This window comes from Bradyrhizobium genosp. SA-4 str. CB756 (genome assembly GCF_000473125.1).
Lineage (GTDB): Bacteria > Pseudomonadota > Alphaproteobacteria > Rhizobiales > Xanthobacteraceae > Bradyrhizobium > Bradyrhizobium arachidis.
Window position 1 is genome coordinate 8237758 of the sequence record NZ_KI421499.1, and the last position, 25364, is coordinate 8263121.

Below are 25364 nucleotides of genomic sequence, written 5' to 3' on the forward strand. Positions count from 1 at the left end.
CGCGCTAGATATCGATCGTCGCGCTGAGCGAATGTTCCTGGATGAAGTCGCGGCGGGGCTCGACCACGTCGCCCATCAGCTTGGTGAAGATGTCGTCGGCCTCGTCGACCTCCTTGACCTTCACTTGCAGCAGCGAGCGCACCTCGGTGTCCAGCGTGGTCTCCCAGAGCTGCTCCGGGTTCATCTCACCGAGACCTTTGTAGCGCTGCAGCGTGATGCCCTTGCGGCCTGCGTCGGTGACTGCTTCGAACAGATCGACCGGGCCGTGGACCACGTGCTCGCTGTCCTTGCGCCGCAGCTTGCCGGAGCGGGCGTAGACGTCCTGGAGCTTGGTCGTGTACTCGTCCAGCTTGCGCGCCTCGACCGAGCCGAGCAGCGCGTCGTCGATGACGGCCGCTTCCTTGACGCCGCGCACGGTGCGCTCGAACAGGAAGCCCTGGCCCTCGACGAATTGCCCGACCCAGCCGCGCTCGACCTCCTCGGCCTGGCTGTCCAGCCGGGTCGCGATGTACTGCGCCGCGGCCGTGGCGTTCTCGGGGTTGCCGTAGACCGACTTGTTCAGCACGCCGGTGATGGCGGCCTGCTCGACCACCTTGCGGTTATAGCGGCTGTGCAGGTTGCGCAGGATGCTGCGGACCACACGGGCGTCGTCGACCAGCGCGCGCAAATCGCGCCCCGAGCGGTCGCCGCCGGTGCCGGGGATGTACACGCAATCATCGAGACCGGCGTCGATCAGATAGTCTTCCAGCGCCCGCTCGTCCTTCAGATACTGCTCGGACTTGCCGCGCGAGACCTTATAGAGCGGCGGCTGGGCGATATAGAGATAGCCGCCGTCGATGATGTCGCGCATCTGCCGGTAGAAGAAGGTGAGCAGCAGCGTGCGGATATGGGCGCCGTCGACGTCGGCGTCCGTCATCACGATGATCTTGTGATAGCGCAGCTTCTCGACCGAGAACTCGTCGCTGATGCCGGTGCCGAGCGCTGTGATCAGCGTGCCGATCTGTTCGCTCGACAGCATCTTGTCGGGGCGGACGCGTTCGACGTTCAAGATCTTGCCGCGGAGCGGCAAGACGGCCTGGAATTCGCGGTTGCGGCCCTGCTTGGCGCTGCCGCCTGCCGAGTCACCCTCGACGATGAACAGTTCGGACTTGGCCGGATCCTTTTCCTGGCAGTCGGCGAGCTTGCCGGGCAGCGAGGAGACCGAGAGCGGGCTCTTGCGCGTCAGCTCGCGCGCTTTTCGCGCAGCCTCGCGCGCGGCGGCGGCCTGGATCACCTTGCCGACGATCATCTTGGCCTCGGACGGGTGCTCCTCGAACCAGGCCTGGAGCGCCTCGTTGAGGACGTTCTCGACCACGGGGCGCACTTCCGAGGACACCAGCTTGTCCTTGGTCTGCGACGAGAATTTCGGATCGGGCACCTTCACCGACAGCACGGCCGTGAGGCCTTCGCGGCAATCGTCGCCGGTCAGCGCGATCTTTTCCTTTTTCGCATTGGCCTCGGCATAGCCGTTGACCTGGCGCGTCAGCGCGCCGCGGAAGCCGGCGAGATGGGTGCCGCCGTCACGCTGCGGGATGTTGTTGGTGAAGCACAGCACGTTCTCGTGGTAGCTGTCGTTCCACCACAAGGCGGCCTCGACGCCGATGCCGTTGGCTTCGGAGCGCACCATGATCGGCGCCGGCACCAAGGCCTTCTTGTTGCGATCGAGATATTTGACGAATTCCTCGACGCCGCCGGAATAATGCATCTCCTCGCGCTTCTCGACCGCGTGACGCATGTCGGAGAGGATGATGTTGACGCCGGAATTGAGGAAGGCGAGCTCGCGCAAACGATGCTCGAGCGTGGCGAAATCATATTCGACGTTCTTGAACGTCTCGGTCGAGGCGAGAAACGTCACCTCGGTGCCGCGCCGGCCCGGTGCGTCGCCGACCACCTTCAGCGGTGCGACGGCATCGCCATGGGCGAACTCGATGTAGTGCTCCTTGTCGTCGCGCCAGATCCGCAGGCCGAGCTTGCTCGACAGCGCGTTGACGACTGAGACGCCGACGCCGTGCAGGCCGCCGGAAACCTTGTAGGAGTTCTGGTCGAACTTACCGCCGGCGTGCAGCTGGGTCATGATGACCTCGGCCGCCGAGATGCCTTCGCCCTTGTGGATGTCGACGGGAATGCCGCGGCCATCGTCGCGCACGGTGACGGAATTGTCCGCATTGAGGACGACGTCGACGCGCGTGGCATGGCCCGCGAGCGCTTCGTCGATCGCGTTGTCGACGACCTCATAGACCATGTGGTGCAGGCCCGAGCCGTCGTCGGTGTCGCCGATATACATGCCCGGACGCTTGCGGACGGCATCGAGACCCTTGAGCACGCGGATCGATTCCGCGCCGTAATCGCTCGCGTTGGAGGGCTCGTTTTCGGCAGCGGGCTGCCGAGCAGGTTCTGTCATGAGAGGCCTTCGAGATGTCGCCCGAATCAGCTGCGCAAAAGGCGCTGATTTGGTGGTTATTTGTGCCATGAAAGAGGGCCTGCGCCTAGCGCAAAGTATCTTCCGGCAACCCTTTGGGAAGATGGGTGTTTTTGGCCGATTTTCAAGGCCTACGAGGGTCGATTCTGGGCGCTGCAAAAAGCGCGAATCGAGGGCCTGTTCCGAGCCCTTCGAAGGCGGTGTTTTCACGGGATCGGTGAGGCTGTCCGGAGGTCCTTCCGGCTAACGCTTCGGAGTGGCGAAAGATGCCCTAATACAGCTGGAGCGGCGACCACAGCTCGCCATCGGGCCCGACCGTGACGTCCCAGGCATCACCGGCCACCAGATCGATCGTCGTGTCGCGATCGGGACGGCCCTCGATCTTCAACGCGTAGGGGTATTTGCCGGGCGGCAGATTGAACAGCGGCGCCTGAGGGCGTTCCTTGCCGGCGCGGGCGGGGAGGGTGATGGCCCGGTTGTCGAGAACGAAGACGACGTCCTTGCTGCCGAGATTGGTGAACATCAGCGCCGCACGGCCCGCCTCGGGCATGACGCGCGCCTTCGTTGCGGCGTCCCGGTTCCGCTGCACGAGACGGATCGAGGTGCCGGTGTCCGTGCGGTCAAGCTCCAGCATGGCCGGGCCGAGCGGGGAGGCGAAGGCGAGGTGCACGCGATCGGCGGTGACCACCGCGCCATCGTGCTGCTCCTGCCAGCCGCGCTTGCCGAGCTCGATGCGGTAGAAGGCGAGCACGTCGCCGAGATTCGCGGGGATGCGGGTGATCAGCCTGGTGCGCAGCGGGGCGTCGACGTCGAGCATCGTGGTGGTGAGGATCTCGCGATAGCTGTAGCGGGTCGGCGCCGGCAGAACGGCATCGGGGTCCGGCGTGAGCGCAGTGGAGAACAGCTGCGGCAGATGCGGCACCCACGCGCTGGCGGTAGCCGCCAGCACGCAGCTTGCGAGGAAAGCGAGGCCGCACACGAACGCCCGCCATCGTGCCGGGATTTTCGTCCCGAGCCTTACCGTCCGCATCTTGCTCTCCAAGGATATCAAGGATATCGCGCTTGACGTCATCGCGCGATTTGCAGCGGCTGCGACACCGTCGGCGCGGCCTCACAGAGCTAGTCGCCGCGGAAAACGGCCGGGTTCAATACCAGGGCCTATCGCCGGGCCGAGACTCGTCCGCTCTCGACGTCAAAGACCTCGCCGCCCGCGCCGATCTCGGCGAAGGCGGCGGGATCGGCGCCGGTCAGCCACACCTGCGCGCCGAGCTTGCGCAGCTCGTCGAACAGCGCCGCGCGCCTGCCAGGATCGAGATGGGCGACGACCTCGTCGAGCAGCAGCAGCGGCACGATGCCGGTCATCTCGGCGACCAGGCTCGCATGCGCCAGCACGAGGCCGATCAGCAGCGCCTTCTGCTCGCCGGTGGATGCATCGCGCGCCGGCATGCTCTTGGGCGCATAGACCACCTGGAGATCGGTCAGGTGCGGGCCGTCGGTGGTGCGGCCGGCGATGGCATCGCGCGGCCGGTTGTCGCGCAGGATCTGGCGGTAGCGGTCTTCGACCGACGTCGCGGTCTCCTCGAGCAGCGCGTTCTCCATCCAGCCGTCGAGCGCAATCTGCGCCGACGGAAATGCGGAGGCCTGCGCGCGCGCATTCAACATGCCGGTGAGCCGCGCCGCGGTCTGGCCGCGCGTGGCGGCAACCGCGACCGCAAGCTCGGCGGTCTCGCGCTCGATCGCGTCACACCAATGGTCGTCGTAATTGCGCGTCTCGAGCAGGCGGTTGCGCGAGCGCAGCGAGCGTTCCAGCGCGTTGATGCGGCTGGAATGCTCGTTGTCGATGGCGAGCACCAGGCGATCGAAGAAGCGCCGCCGCTCGGAGGCGGCGCCCATGAACAGCCCGTCCATCGCCGGCGTCAGCCACACCATGCGGATATGGTCGCCGAAGGCCGCCGCTGAACCCACCGGCTCGCGGTCGATGCGGCAGCGCCGGCTCACGGTGGCATCGGCGCGCGGCGGCTCGATGCCGGTGCCGAGCGTCGCCAGGCCCAGGGCGCCCTCGACCTGCGCCGACACCGCCCAGGAGCCGTCGCCCTGGTTGTCGGCGACATCCTCCAGCGTGGCGCGCCGCAGGCCCCGCCCCGGCGACAGGAACGAGATCGCCTCGATGCAATTGGTCTTGCCCGCCCCGTTCGGCCCGACCAGCGCCACCATGTCAGCCGCCGTCTCGAGCCCCGCCGCCCGATAATTGCGAAAATGCGTCAGCGTCAGGCGATGAATGCGGGAGGGGGTCATCTTAGCTCGTCATTGCCGGGCTTGACCCGGCAATCCATCGCCCGCGTCAGCGGGCAATTTCATCATATAGGTCTTGCCACGCGGGATTGCTCTTCACAATCAAATCGATCTTCCACTCGCGCGACCAATGTTTCATGTTCTTTTCGCGCTGAAGTGCAGCGGCGATCGTGTCGTGTGCCTCAAAATAGACCAGGGTCTTCACCCCATAGCGCTTGGTGAAGCCGTCTGCCAAGCCTTCACAGTGTTCGTAGACGCGTCTGACCAGATTGTTGGTGACGCCGATATAGAGTGTTCCACCGGGCTTGCTAGCGGGGATGTACACCCAATAGGTCATCTTGTTTGATGGATGGCCGGGTCAAGCCCGGCCATGACGAGAGAGGAAATATCCTCACACCCGCATCGGCATCAGCACGTAGAGCGCGCTCTTGTCGTCCTTGTCTTGCACCAGGGTCGGCGAGCCGGGATCGGCGAGCTTCAGCGTTGCGACGTCGCCTTCGATCTGGGCGGCGATGTCGAGCAGATAGCGGGAGTTGAAGCCGATATCGAGGGCGTCGGAGGCGTATTCGACCTCGAGCTCTTCGGTCGCACTGCCCGAGTCAGGATTGGTCACCGACAGCACCAGCTTGCCCGCAGACAGCGACAGCTTGACCGCGCGGCCGCGCTCGCTGGAAATCGTCGAGACGCGGTCGACCGCGTTCTCGAAATCCTTCTTGTCGACGACGAGCTCCTTGTCGTTGCCCTGCGGGATCACGCGGCCGTAGTCGGGGAAGGTGCCGTCGATCAGCTTCGAGGTCAGCACGACGTTGCCGATGGTGAAGCGGATCTTGGCCTGCGACAGCTCGATCGTCATCTCGGCTTCGGTGTCCTCGATCAGGCGCTGCACCTCGCCGACCGTCTTGCGCGGCACGATCACGCCGGGCATGCCCTCGGCGCCCTTGGGCTGCACCAGGTCGAGCTGGGCGAGGCGGTGGCCGTCGGTGGCGACGCCGCGCAAGGTCGCAGCCTTCGCGGTGCCTGCGGCGTGCAGGTAGATGCCGTTGAGGTAGTAGCGCGTCTCTTCGGTCGAGATCGCGAACTGGGTGCGGTCGATCAGCCGCTTGACGTCCTTGGCGGCCAGCGAGAACGAATGCGACATGTCGCCGGCGGCGAGATCCGGGAAATCATTCTCCGGCAGGGTTTGCAGCGTGAACCGCGAGCGGCCGGCGCGGATCGCCAGCACGGCGCGGTCGCCGTCGGCCTCCAGCACGATCTGGGACCCGTCGGGCAGCTTGCGCACGATGTCGTAGAACATGTGCGCCGGCACCGTGGTGGCCCCGGCGGTTGCGGTTTCCGCCGCCAGCGTCTCCGTCACCTCGAGGTCGAGGTCGGTGGCCTTCAGCGACAATTTCGCATTCTCGGCCCGGACCAGCACGTTGCCGAGGATCGGGATCGTGTTGCGGCGTTCGACCACGCGGTGGACATGGCCCAGCGATTTCAGGAGTTGCGCGCGTTCGACCGTAACCTTCATTGCACTACTCGCCCGATCCCCAAGGAAAACACCAACGTTGGAAAGCCGGGCGGCAGGACGCGCGCCACGGCACCGAAGACCCCGGAAAGCCGGATCATCCAGCCGATATGACCAAAGCCGTCAGGGTCGCGCAAGGTGGCGCGGATGGCCCCCGGATTCAAGGGATTGGGGAGCCAGTTCCGCACGATTCCCACGATTTACCGCCCCAAACGAAAACCGCCGCCCAGGCATGGCCGGGGCGGCGGGAGAATGGCAGGAGGCCTAGGCGTTTATTCCTGAAGCTGGCGCTTCAGCGACTCCACTTCCTCCGACAGCGCGGTGTCCTTGGAGACCAGGGCCTCGATCTTGCGCACGGCGTGCAGCACCGTGGTGTGATCGCGCCCGCCGAAGCGGCGGCCGATCTCGGGCAGCGAGCGCAAGGTCAACGTCTTGGCGAGATACATCGCCACCTGGCGCGGACGCACCACGTTGGCGGTGCGGCGCGAGGACAGGAGGTCGGAGCGGCTGACATTATACTGCCGCGCCACCACGCGCTGGATGTCCTCGATCTTGATCCGCTTCGGCTCCTGCGGCCGGACCAGGTCGCGCACCTCACGCTCGGCCATTTCCAGCGTCACCGGCTGGTTGTTGAGCTTGGAGTGAGCCAGGAGGCGGTTGATCGCGCCTTCGAGGTCGCGGCCGTTATGGGTGATGGTGCGCGCGAGATAATGCAGCACCTCTTCCGGCACGTCGAATGTCGCATGATGGGCGCGGGCCGCGGCGACGCGCGACTTGAGGATGCCGTGGCGCAGCTCCTCGCCGAGCGAGCCCATCTCGACCACGAGACCGCCGGCAAGACGCGAGCGGACGCGATCATCCAGGCTTTCCAGATCGGACGGCGGACGATCCGCTGCGATCACGACCTGGCGGCCGGCATCGATCAGCGCGTTCAGCGTGTGACAGAACTCGGCCTGCGTCGACTTGCCCTGCAGGAACTGGAGGTCGTCGATGACGAGCACGTCGATGCCGCGCAGCGCTTCCTTGAAGGCCAGCGCCGTCTGCGTCTTCAGCGCAGCGACGAAGCCGTACATGAATTTTTCCGCGGTGAGATACAGCACCTTGCGCTCGTTGCCGGAATTGCCGGCCCAGGTCACGGCCTGCAACAGATGCGTCTTGCCGAGGCCGACGCCGGCATGGATGTAGAGCGGGTTGAACATCACGGGGTCGCCACGGCGACCTTCGGCGACCTGACGCGCGGCGGCATGCGCCAGCGTGTTGGAGCGGCCGACGACGAAGCTCGCAAAGGTCAGGCGCGGATCGAGCGGCGAGCCGCCGAGCGCATCATGATTGGCCGAGACCGGCGCGGTCGCAGTCGAGCGCAGTTCCGGCGCAGGCGCGCGGCGCGTTTCGACCGGCGCGGGCGCTTCCTTCGGCGCCACGACCGGGCGTACCGCGGAGCGGACGGTGAGATCGATGCGATGCACTTCGGGCATCTCGGCCTGCCAGCACGACAGCACGCGCTCGGCATAATGGGCCTGGATCCAGCTCTTCAGGAAGCGGGTCGGAACCGACAGCCGCACGCTCTCCTCCTGCACGCCTTCCAAATCCATGCGCGCAAACCAGCTCGTATAGACGTCTTCGCCAACGTTCGTGCGCAGCCGGTTCTTCACGCGCGACCAGCGATCCTGTTCCGATGTGTTCATCGTCAAAAAACTTCTCTTGAGAGATTTAGTTGCGTGGGTGAGCGCCATGCAGAGTTCCTGCCATCAGGGTTTCTGACAGGGCGCGACCTCAGAGCGAGTCCAGCGTCGGACATGGCTCGACCGTTCGGCGTGAACGCCGCGTCAGGTCAGCGATGTCAGAGATGGAGGGTTCGCGAGGTCAGCGCGTACTCGGCGCCCCATCGCAGGCGGGGGGCTGGAGGTCGGACTGATCTAAACCGGCATCGTTGGAATAGGAAACGTGCTTCAATACCGCGTTGCGTCCGTTAGACATGATACCTCCCCGTCCTGCCGTGATTGCTCACGGCAAGGTCCTACGTGTCCAATAGACAACCGCGGAATAGTCGTGTCGCGGATGCCTGCCCGTGTACTAGTCGTCCGCTCGACTTCGCCTCATGCGGGTCGGGGTAGCTTTACGACGTCTCTCATTTGCGCTTGGCGCGAGCAGGATGAAATCCTGCTTGGAGACATTCAGACAAAGAGCTACCGTTCCCACAGTGCTGTGGGTTTGAACCGACTATCGCTTGTTGATGCGTTGCCAACGTGCCCACCGCCGCCGATTTGCACGCTCGCCCCGTTTCCGATACCGCGCTGGTCTCAAGATCGTGGGCGCCGCTGACGACTTAAGGAATACACTAAGCGGAAAGACTCGCAACGGAATTGATTCACACTTGAGGCATCAAAAATCTTGACCAGCGTTAACGCGGCGCACGAGTTGTTCACAGGTCTGAGACCAAGAGTTTGAATCCGCGTAGAGAATCGAAGACGAGACGCGTTGTGTGACAATTCGCGAACAGCGGCCAAAAAAAATTCAAAAAACCTTCACGCGCCGACTTCGCCCGGTCGTTTTCCAAATGCTTGCTGTCACTATGTTGATAAGTTGTTCGCGAAACATCGTTTTTTGAGTCTCATTTCACAGGGTAACTCCACCGGGAGATCCGCTCCTGTGAATCTACGGTGTGCAGAACTCGCGCGCGTGCGAATTCAACTTAGGCCCGTCCCGCAGGGGTTTTTCGCAGCGCAGTGAAAGTTTCCGCTGTTGCAAAATCGTCCGCGGTAAAACTACGGGACGCATTATCGTGCGGTATCATGCGGTCGAAGTGAATCTTCCAATGTCCATCGTCGGTCGAACGACCGCTTGCGTGAATTGTGACAGGCGAATTGTGACAGACAACGAAAAGCCCGGCACGAGGCCGGGCTGATGTAACGCGCGCGATGTTGCTTCAACCGATCGAATGACTCGATCGCATCGGCCGACGTGGATCGGCTTACTTGGATCGGCTTACTTGGCGAGCTTGGCGATCTGCGCGGTGAGGCGCGAGACTTTGCGGCTGGCGTTGTTCTTGTGAATGATGTTGCGCTGCGCGGCGCGCATCAAGGCGGGCTCGGCATTCGCCAGCGCCTTCACGGCGGCGGCGCGGTCGCCGGTCGCGATGGCTTCTTCGACGGTGCGCACCGCGCCGCGCATCTGGGTGCGGCGCGACTTGTTGACGGCAGTGCGGCGGGCGATCTTGCGCGTCGCTTTCTTGGCGGAAGTGGTATTGGCCATGGTCTCAATGTCCTTTGCGGTACCGGTCGCGTCTTGGTCGGGTAGCGCCGGCTGCTTGACCGCGGAATCGACGCTCGGATTTAGGGTGTTCGGTTGCTGGGCCGTTCCCGGAACATGAGGCCTCAAAGAGCCTGCAACTGCTCAAAGAACAGCGGCGGCAGGATTGCGCCCGCCGCCAGTTGGCGCCCTTATAGAGGGGGTCTGCGGCACCGTCAACGCTTTCCGGGGCCGGAAAACCGCCCTCAAGGGCGTTCAAGGAAGGGTGTAACGCCCTGAAGTGGTTGAATTTCTGCCGTCGCTTGGCTATTGGCTGGCGGGCGTTATACGGATCGATCGATCGGACGACCATCTGGGGTGAGGCATGATCCGCGGCTTTTTCCGACTGATTGGGCTGTTGCTGCTCGCCGGCGGGTTCATCTTCATGGTCTATGACGGTGCCCGCTGGGTGGCCGACCAGACCCTGCGCTTCACCCGTTTCGGCCAGTTCTGGAACGACATCAACCAGGCCAGCCAATCGGCGTTCCGGACCTGGGTCGAGGCCAAGGCGCCCTGGCTCTGGACCTCGGTGATCCGCCTGGTGCTGGACCAGCCGGTCTTCGCCGTGCTCGGCATTTTGGGCATCTTGCTGATGATCCTGTTCCGGCCGCGCAAGCCGCTGATCGGATATTCCCGGGATTGATCTTCAATCCCCGCGGGACTGAACCCCGCGAAGGCGCGGCGTAACAACGCTGCCCTCGCTGACGTAGACATCTATATCCCACCTGATCGCGAGCACGCCGCCCGAGCATCTGGCTCGCGCGACGGACGTCTCGTTCCGGAGACCCATCATGCTGTTCATGCGAAAGAGGACCGCATTGCCGAGCGCAGCTGAGGCGCTGCCTGGTCGTGCGCAAGCCATCCCGACTGCGACCACCCATTTCGTCAACGGCAGCAGGCTCAAGCCGCCTTATCCTGCAGGACTCGAGCAGGCCGTGTTCGGTCTCGGCTGTTTCTGGGGCGCCGAGCGCAAATTCTGGGAACTGGGCGAGGGCATCTACACCACCGCCGTCGGCTATGCCGGCGGCCACACCCCGAACCCGACTTATGAAGAGACCTGCTCGGGACGCACCGGCCACACCGAAGTGGTGCTGGTCGTGTTCGACCCGAGCAAGGTCTCCTATGCGAAGCTCTTGAAGACGTTCTGGGAGAACCACAACCCGACGCAGGGCATGCGCCAGGGCAACGACATCGGCACGCAGTATCGAAGCGCGATCTACACCTATTCCGATGCGCAGAAGAAGGCGGCCGACGAGTCGAGGGCGCTGTATCAGAAGGCGCTCGCCGCAAAAGGTCTCGGTGCAATCACCACCGAGATCGCGCCCGCCGGCGAATTCTACTTCGCCGAGGACTACCACCAGCAATATCTGGCGAAGAATCCCGCCGGCTATTGCGGCTTAGGGGGCACCGGCGTGTCCTGCCCGATCGGGCTTGGTGTGAGCGCGTAGTTATTTTGGCCCGTCATTCCGGGGCGCGCGTCAGCGCGAACCCGGAATCTCGTGCCACAACTTCTGGATTCCGGGTTCGTCGCGATCGCGACGCCCCGGAATGACCGCCAAAAGCGCCACCACCGCCATAGCCGCCCCGCTCAACGCTTTATTAACCATAACCGGTGCATCACTGGAGCCGTCTCGTTTCGAGGGATAGGTCCGGTGCCGGTTGCACGCGCGTTTCGATGGTCGATCCTGACAGCCTGCTTGGCAGCGTCCGCCGCGCTGCCCCTTGGCGGCTGCATGCAGACTGCCGGCCCTGTCGCATATGTTCAGCCGCGCCCCGATCTCGACGCCATGGCCTATGGCGCTCCGCAACCCGTCGTCGTTGCCAACAACGGCGGCGGCGCCATCGCCGCGCTCAGCAATTCCTTTGCCTCCGCGCCTGCGCCGATGCCCGTCGGCTATGCCGCGCCGATGGCCGCGCCCGTCCGCTACGACGCCTCCTATCATCTCGACGCCGGCGACAAGCTGCGCGTCGTGGTCTACGGCCAGGAAGGTCTCACCAACAGCTACGCCATCGATGCCGGCGGCTCCATCACCATGCCTCTGATCGGCGCCGTGCCGGCGCGTGGCCGCACAACCGCGGGCCTTGCCGGCGAGATCGGCGGGCGCCTGCGCAACGGCTACATCCGCGAGCCCTCGGTCGCCGTCGAGATCGACACCTATCGCCCGTTCTTCATCCTCGGCGAAGTCTCAGCGCCCGGCCAATATCCGTATGTGCCGAACATGACGGTCGAAAGCGCCGTTGCCATCGCCGGCGGCTTCTCGCCGCGCGCCAAGCGCGACATGGTCACCGTCACGCACACCGAAGCCGGTGGCGCCATGCGCGCCGTCGTCCCGCTCGGCACGCCGCTCGCGCCGGGCGACACCGTGTTCGTCGGCGAGCGCTGGTTCTAAGACTCTCTCCGCCCGTCATTCCGGGGCGCGCGCAGCGCGAGCCCGGAATCCATTGCTCCACCGTCACTGACGCACGATGGATTCCGGGCCCGCGCCTGTCGGCGCGTCCCGGAATGACGGACAGTTATCTCCGAAAATCCAGCCGCCCGTTCGGAAAGCATCCGTCGATCCGCGCATCATCGATCACGCGCCCCACCCATGGCCGCATGATCGCCGGGTTGGTGAGATTGATGTACTTCCCGACCAGCCGCGTACCCTCGCGCGCAGCATCGATCAGCCCGTGCCGGCGGCCATGGTCCCAGTCGAAGCGCAGATAGATGCGCTCGCCCATGACCCGGACCTCCGCGCGCCCCTCTTTCCACTTGTCCGGCGTGTCGCCCGCAATGGTCGGATCGGCGCCGCCGTTCCAGCGACTGGCCCAAGTGCCTTCGAGCGGATCGGACGGCGCGGCAATGGACGCCCATGCCGCCGCATTGACGTCGGCCGCATCGCCGGCAAGCGATGTGGTCGCGGCATAATCCATGACCTCGCGATCATCAGGCGCGGGCACGTCCATGGTGCCGAACGGATTGCGGATGATGATGTTCGTGTTGGCCTGCTGCATGATGAGTTCCCGGCGTCGGTTGGCGCGATCGGCCAGCTCTATCGCCGGGCGGCAGGATGCAGCCACCCGATTCCTGCTCTCCCCTCTTCTGTCATTCCGGGATGCACCGCGAAGCGGTGCAGGCCCGGAATCCATCAGGCCGCTGAACTGGTGGAACGATGGATTCCGGGTTCGCGCTGCGCGCGCCCCGGAATGACGGTGGAGAGAGCCGCGGTCGCTACTTTGTCAAATGCTTCGCGAAAAAGTCCATGCTGCGCGGCCAGGCGATCTCCGAGCTCGCCTTGTCGTAGCTCGGCCGCTCGTCGCAATGGAAGCCGTGCTGGGCGCCGGGATAGATGAAGACTTCCACATCCGGCCGCTTCGCCTTGACGGTCTCGACATCGGTCAGGGGAATGCCGGCGTCCTTCTCGCCGAAATGCAGCTGCGTCGGCACCTTCGGCTTCTCGTCGGCAAAGCGCACGACGACGCCGCCGTAATAGCCGATGGCGGCCTTGAGGCCGGACAATCGCGTTGCCGCGACAAAGGCGATGCTGCCGCCCAGACAAAAGCCGATGATGCCGACCGGGCCGACGCTTTTCACCGCGTCGATCGCGGCCTGCGTGTCGCGCAGCATTGCCTCCCAATCGGGATTTGCGACGAACTTGCGCGCTTCGGCGATCTCGTCGGGCGTATAGCCGGACTGGAAGCCCGGCGAAGTCCGGTCGAAGATCGACGGCGCGATCGCGACGTAACCCTCCTTGGCGAGCCGGTCGCAGACCGAGCGGATGTGGTGGTTGACGCCGAAGATCTCCTGGATCACCACCACCGCGCCCTTCGCCCTGCCTGCGGGATCAGCGCGATAGGCACCAAGCAGGAAATTGTCGGAAGCCGTCAGTTTGATGTCCTGTCCCACGCGGGTTGTCCTTCTTGGTTGTTACGAACTGTGCTCTCTCCCCTCATCCTGAGGAGCGCGTCAGCACGTCTCTAAGGTTGAATGGCCGAGATGCAGCAGCGGGGCCTTCATCCTTCGAGACGCTTGCTGCGCAAGTTCCTCAGGATGAGGGGAGACACCTCACTCCCACATCCAGTTCTCGCCGTAATCCTCCTTCCATCCTGCCAGCCGTCCATGACGGAATTGCAGGAACAGGCGGTGGCGGTAGGGGATCAGGCCGCTGCCGCCGAGGTTGCGAAGCGCGAGGTAGATCTCGTTGCCGGGACGTCCGCGCACATATTGCAGCGGTTGCCCGAGGGCGCGCGCAGTCTGCCCGGCGTCCATGCCGAAGGCGAGCGGGATGTTGTTCGACAAGGTCGTGACGAAAGGCTGGCGCACGCCGCCGAACGGCTCGGCTTGCGCCGACATCGAGAGCAACATCGCGCTGGCTGCCAACATCGCTCGCTTCATCGCTTGTGTTCCTGTCCGATCGTCCTATGCCGGCAAGTTCTTCAGGAAAGGCATCACCGCGTCAACAAAAGCCTTGGGCTGATCGATGTTGACGGCGTGTCCGGCCGCGGGGATCACGACCTTTTGTGCGCCAGGGATTTTTGCCGCCATGTAGTCCGACGCCGCCAGGAACGGCGTGTCGTCTGCGCCGACCACGATCAGGGAGGGTACCTTGATGTCGGGCAACAGCTCGATCACGCGCGCATCGCGCTGGGTCAGCATGCCCCGCGCCGCAAGCGCCAGGCCCTTGGCATCGCGATGGCTCGCGGTAGCGCGCTCGCGCGTCGCCGATCTCAGCATCGCGAGCCCTTCCTGATCGAGCTTGTCCGCGGTAGCGAGCGCCCGCGCATTCCAGGCCTCGCGCGCGTCGTCCTTCCTAAAACCGGGGCCGGTGTCGATGATCAGCAGCGCCCGCGCGCGCTGCGGATAAGCGCGATAGAACGCGAGCGACATGTAGCCGCCGAGCGAGAGGCCGCCGATGATGGCGCGCTCTGTGCCGACGGCATCGAGGATCGCCGCGATGTCGCCGACGGTCAGCGCTTCGCTATAGGCGTTGGGGTCATCGGGATAATCGCATTGGCCGTGGCCGCGCATGTCCCACAGGATCAGCTTGTGGTTTTTTGCGAGCGCATCGACTTGCCCATGCCACATCGCCGAGGTCGAGGAGTAGCCGTGAGTCAGCAGCAGCGGCGGGCCGTTGCCGTGAACCTCGTAATAGATCCCGACGCCGTCCCGATCGATCTTCGGCATGTCTTCCGCCTCTTCTTGTTTCCCCACCCCATCCTAGCCCGCAGGGCTGCGCGGAGGAAACCGCGGCGGATTCGCCGGTTCAAAAAAACCAGTCTTTGCAATGGCCCCGGCTACTGTGCATGGGGTTGTTTTCGCTGTCCTGCGGTTCCGGCGGCGGAAGTCGAAATCCCTAAAATTGCGTGCAATCCCGCAGGGTTCCATTGAGCACGCCTCTTAAGGGCCGGAGAACCTGATCCGGCTTAGGCTGAGCCCAAATCCAGTCCCGCGCTTTTGGGGAAGCCATGACCGCCTCAGCCAAACCTGCAGCCAAACGCCGGCTTCTGCTCGCCTCCGACCGGAGCGACGAGAGCACCGAGCTCGCCAGCATTTTGAAGGCGGTCGGCGAGGTCTCGACGGTGACGACGGAGAGCATTCCCGAGCAGCCCTCGCGTGATCTCTCCGGTCTCGTCGTCGACATCAACCTGCGCTCGCCCGAGAGCGTGCAGCGGGTGCGCAACAAGCTGCGCGGCGATGCCTACCGTTCGATGCCGCGGCTGTTCGTGCTCGCCGATGCCCTGCATCACGGCACCATGCAGGCCTGGGCGCTTGGCGCGACCGATACGATCTCGCGTCCGCTGCAGCCGGAAGCCATCCTCCAGCGCATCCGCGCCGCTTTCCCCGACACCGCCGTCTATGACGCGACCGATCGCGGCAAGACGCTCAACCGCGGCGTCGAGGCGGCGCATGCGGTGCTCGCAAAGATGTTCGAGAAGCTACCGCTCGGCGTGCCCCTGACCTTCGACGACGTCATCGCCGCCGAGAGCAAGATCCTGAAGGCGATCAAGCACTCGTCGCTGCGCGAATGGCTCACCACCGTCGGCTGCCACCATGTCGGCAGCTATCGCCACTGCCTGTTCGTCACCGGCTTTGCGGTTGCCTTCGCGCAGCATCTCGGCATGCGCGAGGACGACCAGCGCCGCCTGACCCGCGCCGCGCTGCTGCACGACGTCGGCAAGGCCTTCGTGCCCTCCAACCTGCTCGACAAGCCCGGCAAGCTCACCGACGAGGAGATGGCCGAGGTCCGCCAGCATCCGCGCCGCGGCTATGACGCGCTCGCAGCCCAAGGCGGCTTCCCGCCGGAGATGCTCGACGTGATCCTGCATCACCACGAATTCCTCGACGGCAGCGGCTATCCCAACGGCCTGTCGTCGAACCAGATCAGCGACATCGTGCGTCTCACGACCATCGTCGACATCTATGCGGCGCTCGTCGAGAAGCGCGCCTACCGCATGCCGTTCACCCATTCGCGCGCGTTTGCGATGATGGAAGGCATGGGCGGCAAGCTCGACCAGCAGCTGCTGCAGGCGTTCCGCCCGGTGGCGCTGGGGGCGTTCTAGGCGCGTCGCTCGCCACCCTACGGCAGCTGCGATTGCGCAACTGCGCACCATAGTTCGGTGCTGCGCACCGCCCCCGAATGAACGAGTCTAGTCTTCGTACGATGAGATCTCGATCAGGTTCCCGTCTGGATCGCGGCAATAGACCGAGCGCAGCGTGCCGCGGGCGCCTTGCCTCGGGCCCGGGCCTTCCTCGATCGCGACGCCATGTGCCTGCAAATGCGCCACGACCTCGTCGGGCGCAGCGGAGGTGAGGAAGCACAGATCGTCGCTGCCGGCGGTCTGGTGGTCGGCGGTGAACCACTCCACCTTGTCGGCATCGCGCGGCCGGACGTTGATCTTCTGGTTACCGAATTGCAACGATGTCCGCGGCGCTTTGCCGCCGCCGGGGTCGAACACCTTGACTTCCATGCCGAGAATCTTGCGGTACCACTCGGCGGTCACCGCGACGTCGGCGACGTTGATCACGAGATGATCGAGGGCTTCGACCTTGACCGTCATGCCTTATCCTTTCGTCGTGATGCGCCAGGTGCACTTTCCGCCTGCGGTAAGCTTTGTTACAACCGCGTCGACGACACTTTCAAGATATCCGGCCTTCAAGAACAACGCTCTTTGAAGAACAACACTCTTTGAAGAATACCACCTGGGAGAACCCTTGAGATGATCACTCGCCGTACCGCGCTGGGCCTGCTTGCCGCCACGCCTCTTGCAGCCAGCCCGCTGTCGAAGGCCTTTGCCGCGGATTATCCGTCCCGGCCCGTGAAATGGGTCGTCGGCTATCCGCCGGGCGGGGCCACCGACATCCTGGCGCGGCTGATCGGCCAGCGTCTGTCGGAAAAGCTCGGCCAGCAATTCGTGATCGAGAACAAGCCGGGCGCCGGCAACAACATCGGCACCGAATCGGTCGTCAACGCCGAGCCCGACGGTTACACGCTGCAGCTGGTCAATCCGGCCAACTTCATCAACGCCTCGCTCTACGCCAATCTGAAGTTCAACTTCGTGCGCGACATCGCGCCCGTCGCCTCGTTCCAGCGCGTGCCGAACGTGATGACCGTCAACAAGGACGTGCCCGCCAAGAACGTCGCCGAGTTCATCGAATACGTGAAGGCCAATCCCGGCAAGGTGAACATGGCCTCGTCCGGCAACGGCACCTCGGTGCATCTGTCGGGCGAGATGTTCATGGCGATGACCGGCTGCAAGATGCAGCACGTGCCGTATCGTGGCGCGGCGCCCGCGATCACCGACATGCTCGGCGGCCAGGTGCAGGTGATCTTCGACAACATGCCCTCGATCATCCAGCACATCCGCTCCGGTTCGCTGCGTGCGATCGGCGTCACCACGGCAGAGCGCTCGCCGCAGCTGCCCGACGTGCAGGCGATCGCCGAGACCGTGAAGGACTACGAGGCCAGCGCGCTGTTCGGCATGGGCGCGCCGAAGAACACGCCGAAGGAGATCATCGCCAAGCTCAACAGCGAGATCAACACGCTGATGAAGGAGCCTGACATGACCAAGCGCCTGGTCGAGCTCGGCGGCGAGCCGCGGGTCCAGACGCCGGAGGCGTTCGGCGAGGAGATCAAGGCCGAGACCGAGAAGTGGAAGAAGGTCGTCGAGTTCGCCGGCCTCAAGGTCGAGTAGCGATCTTGTGATGACGGGAATGGAGCCCTGCCGGTCGGCAGGGCTTTTTTCTTGCGTATCTTGTTCTGCCACGGCGGAATAAAACGGCGCAGCGAAACCTGGTGAGAGAAGGCGCGTATCTCGCGCCGTGAGCAGAGGAGTTGGGATCATGCGCAAGACGCAATTGGCGCTGCTGACGCTGGGCGCGACCGTTCTTGCCGGCTTCGTCACCGTGACGCCGGCCGCTGCTCGCGACTATCCCTGGTGCGCGCAGGGCGGCGAGTATGATTATCCCGGCGAATGCGCCTACAGCACCTATGAGCAATGCCTGGCCAGTGTGTCGGGCCGGCTGCTGTATTGCGACCGCAACCCTCGCTTCGCCTACGGCCAGCAACCGCGGCCGCAGCGGCGCGCGCGGCCTGTGGCGCCCTACTGATCGCAACCTGCGAAGCCGGCGCCCATCCTGCGCGATGCATTTTCGCCTGATCGCTCCGGAATAAATCGGCTCGCCAAGCCTTTTTCTCTGTGAGGTCGCATGTCGCGCGGCGAACACGGGAGATCGGTCATGCGCAAGGTGCAGGTCGTGCTGGGCGCCATAGCCCTGATGTGGCTGGTCGGCGGCAGCCCGGCGCGCGCGGACTACGCGTGGTGCATCCAGGATTCGGAATATGGCTATCCCGGCGACTGCTCCTATCAAACCCGCGAGCAATGTCTGCTGAGCGCATCCGGCCGCAAGGGTTTTTGCGGACCGAATCCTGCGATAGCCACGCGACCGCTGCCTCCACCGGCGCTGCGCGGTCGGCACGTTCCGCCATACTAGTCGCCATTTAATTGGCTTCTGCCTGATCACGCAGTCGTGCGGACCTGCGCACGCGGGTTCCTGCTTGACGCATCTTCGCTCGCGGCTATACTAAACCAAATGGTTAAGTATCAGGACGACGCGCTGGACCGGACCTTTGCCGCGCTCTCCGACCCGACGCGGCGCGCATTGCTGGCGCGCCTCGGCGAGCAGGACGGCCTGTCGGTGAGCGAGCTCGCCGCACCGTTTCCGGTCTCGCTGCCGGCGATCATGAAGCATCTCGACGTGCTCTCGGATGCGGGCCTGATCGTGCGGGAGAAGACCGGGCGCACGGTGTCCTGCCGGCTCGCGGCGCAGCCGATGGAGCAGGCGATGAACTGGCTCAATCGCTACGCACAGTTCTGGTCCGAGAAGTTCGACCGCCTTGCCGCTTTCGTGGAGGAAGACACATGGCCAATGCAGCCATCGACACCAATTCCCGCACAGCCACTCCCCCAACCGAACGTCCAAGCCTCACGCTCACGCGTCGGCTCCGCGCGCGGCCGGAAAAAGTCTACGCCGCCTGGACGCAAGCCGCGCAGCTAGCGCAATGGTTCGGGCCGCCGAATATGAAGCCTGCGACGCTTGAAGCCGAGCTCGACGTCTGCGCCGGCGGCCGCTTTAGGATCAGCTTCACCGGTGCAGACGGCGAATATTTCGAGGCCGGCGGCACCTATCGCGAAGTGGTGCCGAACGAACGTCTCGTCTTCACCTGGGCCTGGCATTCGACCCCGGAACGCGAATCGCTGGTGACGATCACGTTCAAGCCGGACAGTGCCGGGACCTTGATGGTGTTCCATCACGGCCAGTTCTTCGACGAGACCGCACGCGACAACCACCAGCATGGCTGGATCGCGTCGTTCGACAAGCTCGATGCCTTCGTTGCCTGAAGTCCCGTCAGAGGAGAATGCCATGCAGTCCCATCAGATCGTCTCGCGCGAGCAATGGATCGCAGCGCGCAAGGCTCATCTCGCGCATGAGAAGGAGCTCAGCCAGGCCCGCGAACGCCTCGCCGAAGAGCGCCGTGCATTGCCCTGGGTCCGGGTCGACAAGGACTATGTGTTCGAGGCGCCGACCGGCAGCGTGACGCTCGGCGATCTCTTCAAGGGCCGTCCGCAACTCGTGGTCCAGCACGTGATGTTCGCGCCCGACTGGGACGTCGCCTGCAAGAGCTGCTCGTTCTGGGCCGACGGGCTCGATCGCATGGCGCCGCACCTTGCCGCGCGCGACACCGCAATGGCGGCGATCTCGCTGGCGCCGGTCGCAAAGCTCGAAGCCTTCAAGAGGCGGATGGGCTGGACGTTCGATTGGGTCTCGTCAGGCGGCAACGACTTCAACCGCGATTACGAGGTCTCGTTCACGCGCGAAGAGATCGACAGGGGTATCCCAAAGTACAATTTCGGCACCACGCCGTTCTACGGCCCCGAGCTCCCCGGCATCAGCGTGTTCTTCCGTAACGAGGCCGGTGAGATCTTCCACACCTATTCCTGCTTCGCCCGCGGCCTCGACATGATGAACGCCGCCTATCAGTACCTCGACCTCACCCCGCTCGGCCGCCACGAGGACGGCCTGCCTTATCCGATGGACTGGGTCCGTCTCCGCGACCAGTACGAGCCGCAGGCGGCGAAGGGGGCGTGTTGTCACGGGTGAGAGGGGGCTGCTGCCGTGGCCTCTGATCTATCACCGTCACCCTGAGGTGCCGGAGCGCAGCGGAGGCCTCGAAGGGCGACGGCCGCGCTGCATCCGGGCCGTTCATCCTTCGAGGCTCCCGGCGCGATGCATGGCATCGCGCCGCTTGCACCTCGGGGCTGGTTGTCTTGGCAGGCTCACCGCTTCGCGTCGGCCTGTTCCGTGGCGTTGCACGAGATCAGCATCGTATAGGGCCGCGCGTTGCCGGCGATGTCGGTGGTCTTGAGCTCGCCCTTGGGCTCTGCCGTCTGGTACGGCACCACGGAATTATCGAGGAAGTCGCGCAGCGCGCCGGTCTTGATGGCGAAGTTGATGTTCTCGGGAATGTTGCCGGTTGCGACCGCGATCCGCAGATTGTCGAGCTTTCCCGTGACCACGCCCACGATCTGCCCGGTGGTGTCGAACAGCGGGCCTCCGCTGTTGCCGGGCTGCACGGGCGCACTGATCTGCAGGAAACGCGAATCGTTGCGCATGCCGCTGAGCGAGCTCACGATACCGGTGGTCACGGTGAAGTCCGAGCTCAGCAGCCCGTGATAGGGAAAGCCGATCGCGACGACGGAATCGCCGGAGCGGATCGAGCGGTCGCGGATCCGGGCAAACTCCTTGAACGTCGCTGTTGACGGCGCCTGCAAAAGGGCGAGATCGTTGTTTGCATCGCTCGATACGACGCGCAACGCCATCGCGGCCTCGCCCGTGAGATTGCCCTTGAGGTCGCTGCAGCCGTCGATCACATGGTTGTTCGTGACGATGTGCCCATTGGCGCTGACCACGAAGCCGGTGCCGCTCTTGGACTTGGCGGACTTGCCGGCCGGCGGTGATGCCTGCTTATCCGCCGTGACCGCTGGCTTCGCGGTACCCTTGGTGAAATCCCCGGCCTTGCTGAGCCCGTCTGCCTTCACCCGTGTGACGCAATTTGCCAGCGCCGCGACCATGGGCGCTGTCGACGTCAACACGAACTGGAGCGGCTTGCTGCCGTTGGTCGTCACCACCATCAGGCTTGCCTTCTGGAAGGTGCGAGCGACATTGAGGGGCAGGATGGTCGTCACCATGTTGGGGGCGTTGGCGGTCGCGAACAACCTGGCCTGCTCCTGGCCGTCGAAGATGACATCGACGGGCGCGGTATCGCCCTTGTTGAAGCGAAAGCCGGGGCTGGCAAAGCTCAGAAGCCAGGAGCCGGCCGCATTCTGCGCGACGACGAGACTCACCCCATTGGCGTAGGGCGCGGTAGCCGCGCAATGGGAGAAGGCGCCGGTCTCGTCATTGCTGAAGGCGCCGCCGATCCAGTTACCCACATTGACGGAGCCGAACGGCCCCGCCGCCTGCGCCACGCCGATGACACTGAGTTGCAAGCAAGACGCGACGATAAATGACTTAAGCCACATACCTTTCCCCCAGGAACATTATGGGAACATCTTAGCTGCCGGATCAGGGGCGCGCAACCCGCAGTTGTCTGCCGCGGGTCAGGTCTCATTCAAATGATTTCGCCTTGCCTTTACTTCGCACTGCTATATACTTTGCAATACAAAGTAACGGGGCAGCAATCCCGCCAGCATGGGTGGAGCGAGGTTTTGGCGTTGCCGATGCGCGATCTCGACAAGGCACTGGCCGACATCGTGGCGATCCGCAGCCAGATTGCGGCGGGCACGGCGTTCCGCGGCTATGGCCCGGCGACGATGGCGGCGACCGGCGCCGTCGCACTGATCACAGCAATCCTGCAATTCTGGCTGCTCCGAGATGCCACGAGTGAGCCGATCGGTTTCTTCTTCGGCTGGTTCATCGCCGCTGCGCTCTCCGTCCTGATCATCGGCATCGAGATGAGGGCGCGCTCGCGCCGTCATCATTCGGGTTTCGCCGACGCCATGATCCATCAGGCGGTCGAGCAGTTCCTGCCAGCGGGCGTCGCCGGCATCCTGCTTGCGGTCGTGATGTGGAAGTTCGCGAGCGAGACGCTGTGGCTGCTGCCGGGCCTGTGGCAGATCCTGGTGTCGCTCGGCATCTTCGCTTCCGTCCGTTCGCTGCCGCGCACCGTCGCGCTCGCCGGCGCCTGGTATTTCATCTCCGGCTTTGCGGTCGTGGTGCTCGCGAGCCGGACCCACACGCTGTCGCCATGGACCATGGGCCTGCCCTTCGTGATCGGGCAGTCGGTGATGGCAGCCATTCTGTATTTCGCGTCCGGAGACCATGATGTCGAAGACTGACAGTGCGCCCTTCTCCTATGAAGGGCTCGACCGCGTAATCCACGAGAAGGCGAGGCTCGGGCTTCTGACCTCGCTGATGGCACATCCCAAGGGGCTGGCGTTTGCCGATCTCAAGCAGCTTTGCGGCCTCACCGACGGCAATCTCAGCCGGCATCTCGCCGTGCTCCAGGAGGCCGGGCTCGTCGAGGTGCACAAGGGCTATGAGGGCAATCGCCCGCACACCACCTGCCGGCTGACCAAGGCCGGCCGGCGCCGCTTCCTCGACTATCTCGCCGTGCTCGAACGCCTGGTGCGCGACGCCGCCAAGGCCGCGGGCCGCGAGGCGCCGCCGTTCGGCCGCCTCGGCATCGCCTCGACCTGATCCTCCCCTTTTTTGACCGGAGACTTTGCAATGCAAAGTGACAAGACCATCAGCAACAAGACCTCCAGCAACATGACCTCTCGCAACGAGAAGCTTCACGTCGGCATCATCATGGACGGCAACGGCCGATGGGCGACGCGGCGCGGACTGTCGCGCGTACGCGGCCACGAGGCGGGCGTCGAGACCATCCGCCGTATCGTCGAGGCCGCGCCCAAGCAGGGCATCGGCACGCTGACGCTCTATGCCTTCTCCACCGACAATTGGCGAAGACCCAAGACGGAAGTCGCCGCGCTGATGACCTTGCTCCGCTTCTATCTCGCCAACGAGGTGCAGAGCCTCGCTAAGAACGGCGTGCGTCTCTCCGTGATCGGTCGCCGCGACCGCCTGCCTGACGGCATCGCCAATGCGATCGCGCGCGCCGAGCACGCAACCGCCCATGGGTCCACACTTCACCTGCGAATCGCGGTCGACTATTCCGCGCGCGATGCCATCCTCAATGCTGCCGCGAAGGCGGCGGCGCTGACCAGCCTCACCCGCGAAGCCTTCTCGCAGCTCGTCACCGGCGAAGCCGGCCTTCGCGACGTCGATCTCATCATCCGCACTTCCGGCGAGAAGCGGCTGTCCGACTTCCTGCTGTGGGAAGGCGCCTATGCCGAGCTGCACTTCACCGAGCGGATGTGGCCCGAATTCGACGCCGGCGATCTCGCCGCGGCGCTGGCCTCCTTCCATGGCCGCGAGCGCCGCTTCGGCGGCCTCCAGGCCATCATGCCGGAGGAGGTGCCGTCACTTTCTCGCGCGTGACGCTGCAAGGCGGGGGCCAGCAAGGGGCTCCGCAGCAAGTCACGCACGACATCTTCGAGTTCAGTCGGGGGATTGGGCTTCTTCATAAAAGCGGGACGGACGATCACGCCAACCAAAGCGGGAGCGAAAGTCCATGCGTGTTCTTCTCGTCAACGTGCCTCATCCCTCGATCGGCAGCCGGATTCCGGACGATCATCTGCCGCCGCTAGGTCTGCTCGCGATTGGCGGACCGCTGATCGACGACGGTCACACCGTGCGGCTGCTCGATGCCGAGTTCGGCCCGATGCCGGTCGCGGCGATCATCAGCGAAGCGAGCCGCTTTAGGCCAGACGCAGTGCTGTTCGGCCATTCCGGCTCCACCTCAGGGCATCCGGTGATCGCGGAGATTGCCCAGGCCTTGATCAGGACCATGCCTGATGTCCTGATCGTCTATGGCGGCGTCTTCCCGACCTATCATTGGCGCGAGATCCTGCGCGAGGAGCCCTATGTCAGCGCCATCGTGCGCGGCGAAGGCGAGGAGACCGCGCGGCGCCTGATGCGCGCGCTGGAATATGGCCACGATCTCGGCGGTATTGCCGGCATCGCGTTCCGCGACGCCACCGGCCCGCGCGCGACACAGCCAGCGCCCGTGATCGCCGACCTCGATGCCTATCGCATCGGCTGGGAATTGATCGATCATGCACGCTACTCTTATTGGGGTGGCTTGCGTGCCGTGGTCGTGCAGTTCTCGCGCGGCTGCCCGCATCTGTGCAATTATTGCGGTCAGCGCGGTTTCTGGACGCGCTGGCGTCACCGCGATCCCGTTCGCTTCGCCAGGGAGCTGGCGCGGCTGCACCGCGAGCACGGCGTCAAGGTGATCAACTTCGCCGACGAAAATCCGACCGTGTCCAAGAAGGTGTGGCGCGCCTTCCTGGAAGCGCTGATCGCCGAGAATGTCGATCTCATCCTGGTCGGCTCGACCCGCGCCGACGACATCGTGCGCGATGCCGACATCCTGCATCTCTACAAGAAAGCGGGCTGGCAGCGCTTCTTGCTCGGGCTGGAGAACACCGACGAGAAGACGCTGGAGCTGATCCGCAAGGGCGCGACCACCGCAACTGACCGCGAGGCCATTCGCCTGATGCGGCAGCACGGCATCCTGTCGATGGCGACCTGGGTGGTCGGGTTCGAGGAAGAAACCGATCGCGATCACTGGCGCGGGTTGAAGCAGCTGCTCGCCTATGATCCCGACCAGGTGCAGCTGCTCTACGTCACGCCGCATCGCTGGACACCGTATTTCCGGCTTGCCGCCGACCGCCGCGTGATCCAGCCCGACCGCCGCCGCTGGGACTACAAGCATCAGGTGCTCGCGACGCGCTACATGGCGCCATGGCGCGTGTTGGTCTGGTTCAAGTTCACGGAAATGGTGCTGCAATGCCGGCCCAAGGCGATCTGGCGCGTGCTGTTCCAGCCCGATGCGGGCCTGCGCCACGCCATGCGCTGGTACACGCAGATGGGCCGCAGGGTCTGGCCGCACGAGATCCTGGAATTTTTCCGCGCGCGCCGCTTGAAATGGGGGCCATCGGTGCGGGAGTTCTGGGGCGCGCCGCAGGACGGCGAGGAGCAATCGATGATTGCGACCCGGCCCGAACGGCGCGTCGGGAGGCGTGAAGCCGCCTGACGACGATCATGCCCATGCGCCGTGTGTGACGCACGGCACAGGACACATGTGCGGTTCGTTTTCGGCCGCAAGTTTGGCAGCCATGTCCAAGCGGCGCGTGCATGGTCTCGGCTAGGTCTGC

At 64.5% G+C, this 25364-nt stretch carries 26 protein-coding genes and 1 pseudogene; 14 read left to right on the forward strand and 13 right to left on the reverse strand.

The features are described from left to right. Window positions 1–4 precede the first annotated feature (4 nt). The 7 genes from gyrB to rpsT all read right to left on the reverse strand — a co-directional run bounded on the left by gyrB (window position 5) and on the right by rpsT (window position 9509). Window positions 5–2440 carry a DNA topoisomerase (ATP-hydrolyzing) subunit B gene (gyrB, locus tag BRAGE_RS0139835; protein ID WP_027563957.1) on the reverse strand — a complete coding sequence of 812 codons (2436 nt, stop codon included), beginning with the start codon at window positions 2438–2440 and terminating at the stop codon, window positions 5–7. A 289-nt stretch (window positions 2441–2729) separates the two neighbouring features. After that, window positions 2730–3488: a hypothetical protein gene (locus BRAGE_RS0139840; RefSeq protein ID WP_027563958.1), complete on the reverse strand. Its 759-nt coding sequence runs from the start codon at window positions 3486–3488 to the stop codon at window positions 2730–2732. Between the two features lie 128 nt (window positions 3489–3616). Next, window positions 3617–4753 carry a DNA replication/repair protein RecF gene (gene recF / locus BRAGE_RS0139845; protein WP_027563959.1) on the reverse strand — a complete coding sequence of 379 codons (1137 nt, stop codon included), beginning with the start codon at window positions 4751–4753 and terminating at the stop codon, window positions 3617–3619. 46 nt (window positions 4754–4799) lie between these two features. After that, on the reverse strand, window positions 4800–5087 hold the full coding sequence (locus BRAGE_RS0139850; protein ID WP_027563960.1) for a GIY-YIG nuclease family protein: 288 nt from the start codon (window positions 5085–5087) through the stop codon (window positions 4800–4802). A 54-nt stretch (window positions 5088–5141) separates the two neighbouring features. Then, entirely contained in the window at window positions 5142–6260 is a 1119-nt protein-coding gene (gene dnaN, locus BRAGE_RS0139855; protein WP_027563961.1) for a DNA polymerase III subunit beta, read from the reverse strand. Window positions 6261–6529: 269 nt separating this feature from the next. After that, window positions 6530–7942 carry a chromosomal replication initiator protein DnaA gene (dnaA, locus tag BRAGE_RS0139865; RefSeq protein WP_027563962.1) on the reverse strand — a complete coding sequence of 471 codons (1413 nt, stop codon included), beginning with the start codon at window positions 7940–7942 and terminating at the stop codon, window positions 6530–6532. Between the two features lie 1300 nt (window positions 7943–9242). Continuing rightward, entirely contained in the window at window positions 9243–9509 is a 267-nt protein-coding gene (gene rpsT / locus BRAGE_RS0139870) for a 30S ribosomal protein S20 (RefSeq protein ID WP_027563963.1), read from the reverse strand. Between the two features lie 361 nt (window positions 9510–9870). On the opposite strand from rpsT, the gene BRAGE_RS0139875 reads away from it, so the two are divergent. From BRAGE_RS0139875 to BRAGE_RS0139895, 3 genes are all read left to right on the forward strand, one after another. Next, window positions 9871–10188, forward strand: a complete 318-nt coding sequence (locus tag BRAGE_RS0139875; RefSeq protein WP_027563964.1) for a hypothetical protein — start codon at window positions 9871–9873, stop codon at window positions 10186–10188. 148 nt (window positions 10189–10336) lie between these two features. Next, the gene (gene msrA / locus BRAGE_RS0139885) at window positions 10337–10993 is read left to right on the forward strand and encodes a peptide-methionine (S)-S-oxide reductase MsrA (RefSeq protein WP_027563965.1); all 657 of its coding nucleotides are present in this window, start codon (window positions 10337–10339) and stop codon (window positions 10991–10993) included. Between the two features lie 204 nt (window positions 10994–11197). Then, entirely contained in the window at window positions 11198–11935 is a 738-nt protein-coding gene (locus tag BRAGE_RS0139895) for a polysaccharide biosynthesis/export family protein (protein WP_027563966.1), read from the forward strand. A gap of 124 nt (window positions 11936–12059) precedes the next feature. Here the strand turns inward: BRAGE_RS0139895 and BRAGE_RS0139900 are convergent, their stop codons facing one another. The 4 genes from BRAGE_RS0139900 to BRAGE_RS0139915 all read right to left on the reverse strand — a co-directional run bounded on the left by BRAGE_RS0139900 (window position 12060) and on the right by BRAGE_RS0139915 (window position 14709). Next, window positions 12060–12539, reverse strand: a complete 480-nt coding sequence (locus tag BRAGE_RS0139900) for a hypothetical protein (protein WP_027563967.1) — start codon at window positions 12537–12539, stop codon at window positions 12060–12062. Window positions 12540–12756: 217 nt separating this feature from the next. Then, window positions 12757–13431: a dienelactone hydrolase family protein gene (locus BRAGE_RS0139905; RefSeq protein WP_027563968.1), complete on the reverse strand. Its 675-nt coding sequence runs from the start codon at window positions 13429–13431 to the stop codon at window positions 12757–12759. 159 nt (window positions 13432–13590) lie between these two features. Beyond that, window positions 13591–13920 (reverse strand): hypothetical protein, encoded by a 330-nt coding sequence (locus BRAGE_RS0139910; protein ID WP_027563969.1) that lies wholly within the window; start codon window positions 13918–13920, stop codon window positions 13591–13593. Window positions 13921–13944: 24 nt separating this feature from the next. Beyond that, a complete protein-coding gene (locus BRAGE_RS0139915; RefSeq protein WP_027563970.1) occupies window positions 13945–14709 on the reverse strand; it encodes an alpha/beta fold hydrolase in 765 nt (254 codons plus the stop codon). Window positions 14710–14990: 281 nt separating this feature from the next. Between BRAGE_RS0139915 and BRAGE_RS0139920 the strand changes: the two genes are divergently transcribed. Next, window positions 14991–16085 carry an HD-GYP domain-containing protein gene (locus tag BRAGE_RS0139920; RefSeq protein ID WP_027563971.1) on the forward strand — a complete coding sequence of 365 codons (1095 nt, stop codon included), beginning with the start codon at window positions 14991–14993 and terminating at the stop codon, window positions 16083–16085. Window positions 16086–16172: 87 nt separating this feature from the next. Here the strand turns inward: BRAGE_RS0139920 and BRAGE_RS0139925 are convergent, their stop codons facing one another. Next, window positions 16173–16583 (reverse strand): VOC family protein, encoded by a 411-nt coding sequence (locus BRAGE_RS0139925; RefSeq protein ID WP_027563972.1) that lies wholly within the window; start codon window positions 16581–16583, stop codon window positions 16173–16175. Between the two features lie 159 nt (window positions 16584–16742). Here BRAGE_RS0139925 and BRAGE_RS0139930 point away from each other — a divergent pair, with 159 nt between their 5' ends. From BRAGE_RS0139930 to BRAGE_RS0139955, 6 genes and pseudogenes are all read left to right on the forward strand, one after another. Continuing rightward, window positions 16743–17717 carry a Bug family tripartite tricarboxylate transporter substrate binding protein gene (locus BRAGE_RS0139930; RefSeq protein WP_027563973.1) on the forward strand — a complete coding sequence of 325 codons (975 nt, stop codon included), beginning with the start codon at window positions 16743–16745 and terminating at the stop codon, window positions 17715–17717. Between the two features lie 148 nt (window positions 17718–17865). Then, a complete protein-coding gene (locus BRAGE_RS0139935) occupies window positions 17866–18132 on the forward strand; it encodes a DUF3551 domain-containing protein (protein ID WP_027563974.1) in 267 nt (88 codons plus the stop codon). Between the two features lie 129 nt (window positions 18133–18261). Then, window positions 18262–18516, forward strand: coding sequence for a DUF3551 domain-containing protein (locus tag BRAGE_RS0139940; protein ID WP_027563975.1), 255 nt, complete (start codon window positions 18262–18264; stop codon window positions 18514–18516). A 99-nt stretch (window positions 18517–18615) separates the two neighbouring features. After that, window positions 18616–19080 carry an ArsR/SmtB family transcription factor gene (locus tag BRAGE_RS0139945; protein WP_035730588.1) on the forward strand — a complete coding sequence of 155 codons (465 nt, stop codon included), beginning with the start codon at window positions 18616–18618 and terminating at the stop codon, window positions 19078–19080. Between the two features lie 11 nt (window positions 19081–19091). Then, window positions 19092–19424 (forward strand): annotated as a pseudogene (locus BRAGE_RS0139950) (SRPBCC family protein); the annotation flags it as partial. A gap of 22 nt (window positions 19425–19446) precedes the next feature. Next, on the forward strand, window positions 19447–20184 hold the full coding sequence (locus tag BRAGE_RS0139955) for a DUF899 domain-containing protein (protein ID WP_027563978.1): 738 nt from the start codon (window positions 19447–19449) through the stop codon (window positions 20182–20184). Window positions 20185–20360: 176 nt separating this feature from the next. On the opposite strand, the gene BRAGE_RS0139960 is transcribed toward BRAGE_RS0139955, so the two are convergent. Further along, window positions 20361–21605, reverse strand: coding sequence for a S1C family serine protease (locus tag BRAGE_RS0139960; RefSeq protein ID WP_027563979.1), 1245 nt, complete (start codon window positions 21603–21605; stop codon window positions 20361–20363). A 198-nt stretch (window positions 21606–21803) separates the two neighbouring features. Here BRAGE_RS0139960 and BRAGE_RS0139965 point away from each other — a divergent pair, with 198 nt between their 5' ends. From BRAGE_RS0139965 to bchE, 4 genes are all read left to right on the forward strand, one after another. Next, window positions 21804–22421: a hypothetical protein gene (locus tag BRAGE_RS0139965; RefSeq protein WP_027563980.1), complete on the forward strand. Its 618-nt coding sequence runs from the start codon at window positions 21804–21806 to the stop codon at window positions 22419–22421. Then, window positions 22408–22782, forward strand: a complete 375-nt coding sequence (locus BRAGE_RS0139970; RefSeq protein WP_027563981.1) for a winged helix-turn-helix domain-containing protein — start codon at window positions 22408–22410, stop codon at window positions 22780–22782. The genes BRAGE_RS0139965 and BRAGE_RS0139970 overlap by 14 nt, the downstream gene beginning before the upstream one ends. Window positions 22783–22854: 72 nt before the next feature. Then, window positions 22855–23583, forward strand: coding sequence for a di-trans,poly-cis-decaprenylcistransferase (locus BRAGE_RS0139975; protein ID WP_027563982.1), 729 nt, complete (start codon window positions 22855–22857; stop codon window positions 23581–23583). Between the two features lie 133 nt (window positions 23584–23716). Then, window positions 23717–25243 (forward strand): magnesium-protoporphyrin IX monomethyl ester anaerobic oxidative cyclase, encoded by a 1527-nt coding sequence (bchE, locus tag BRAGE_RS0139980; protein ID WP_027563983.1) that lies wholly within the window; start codon window positions 23717–23719, stop codon window positions 25241–25243. Window positions 25244–25364 lie beyond the last annotated feature (121 nt).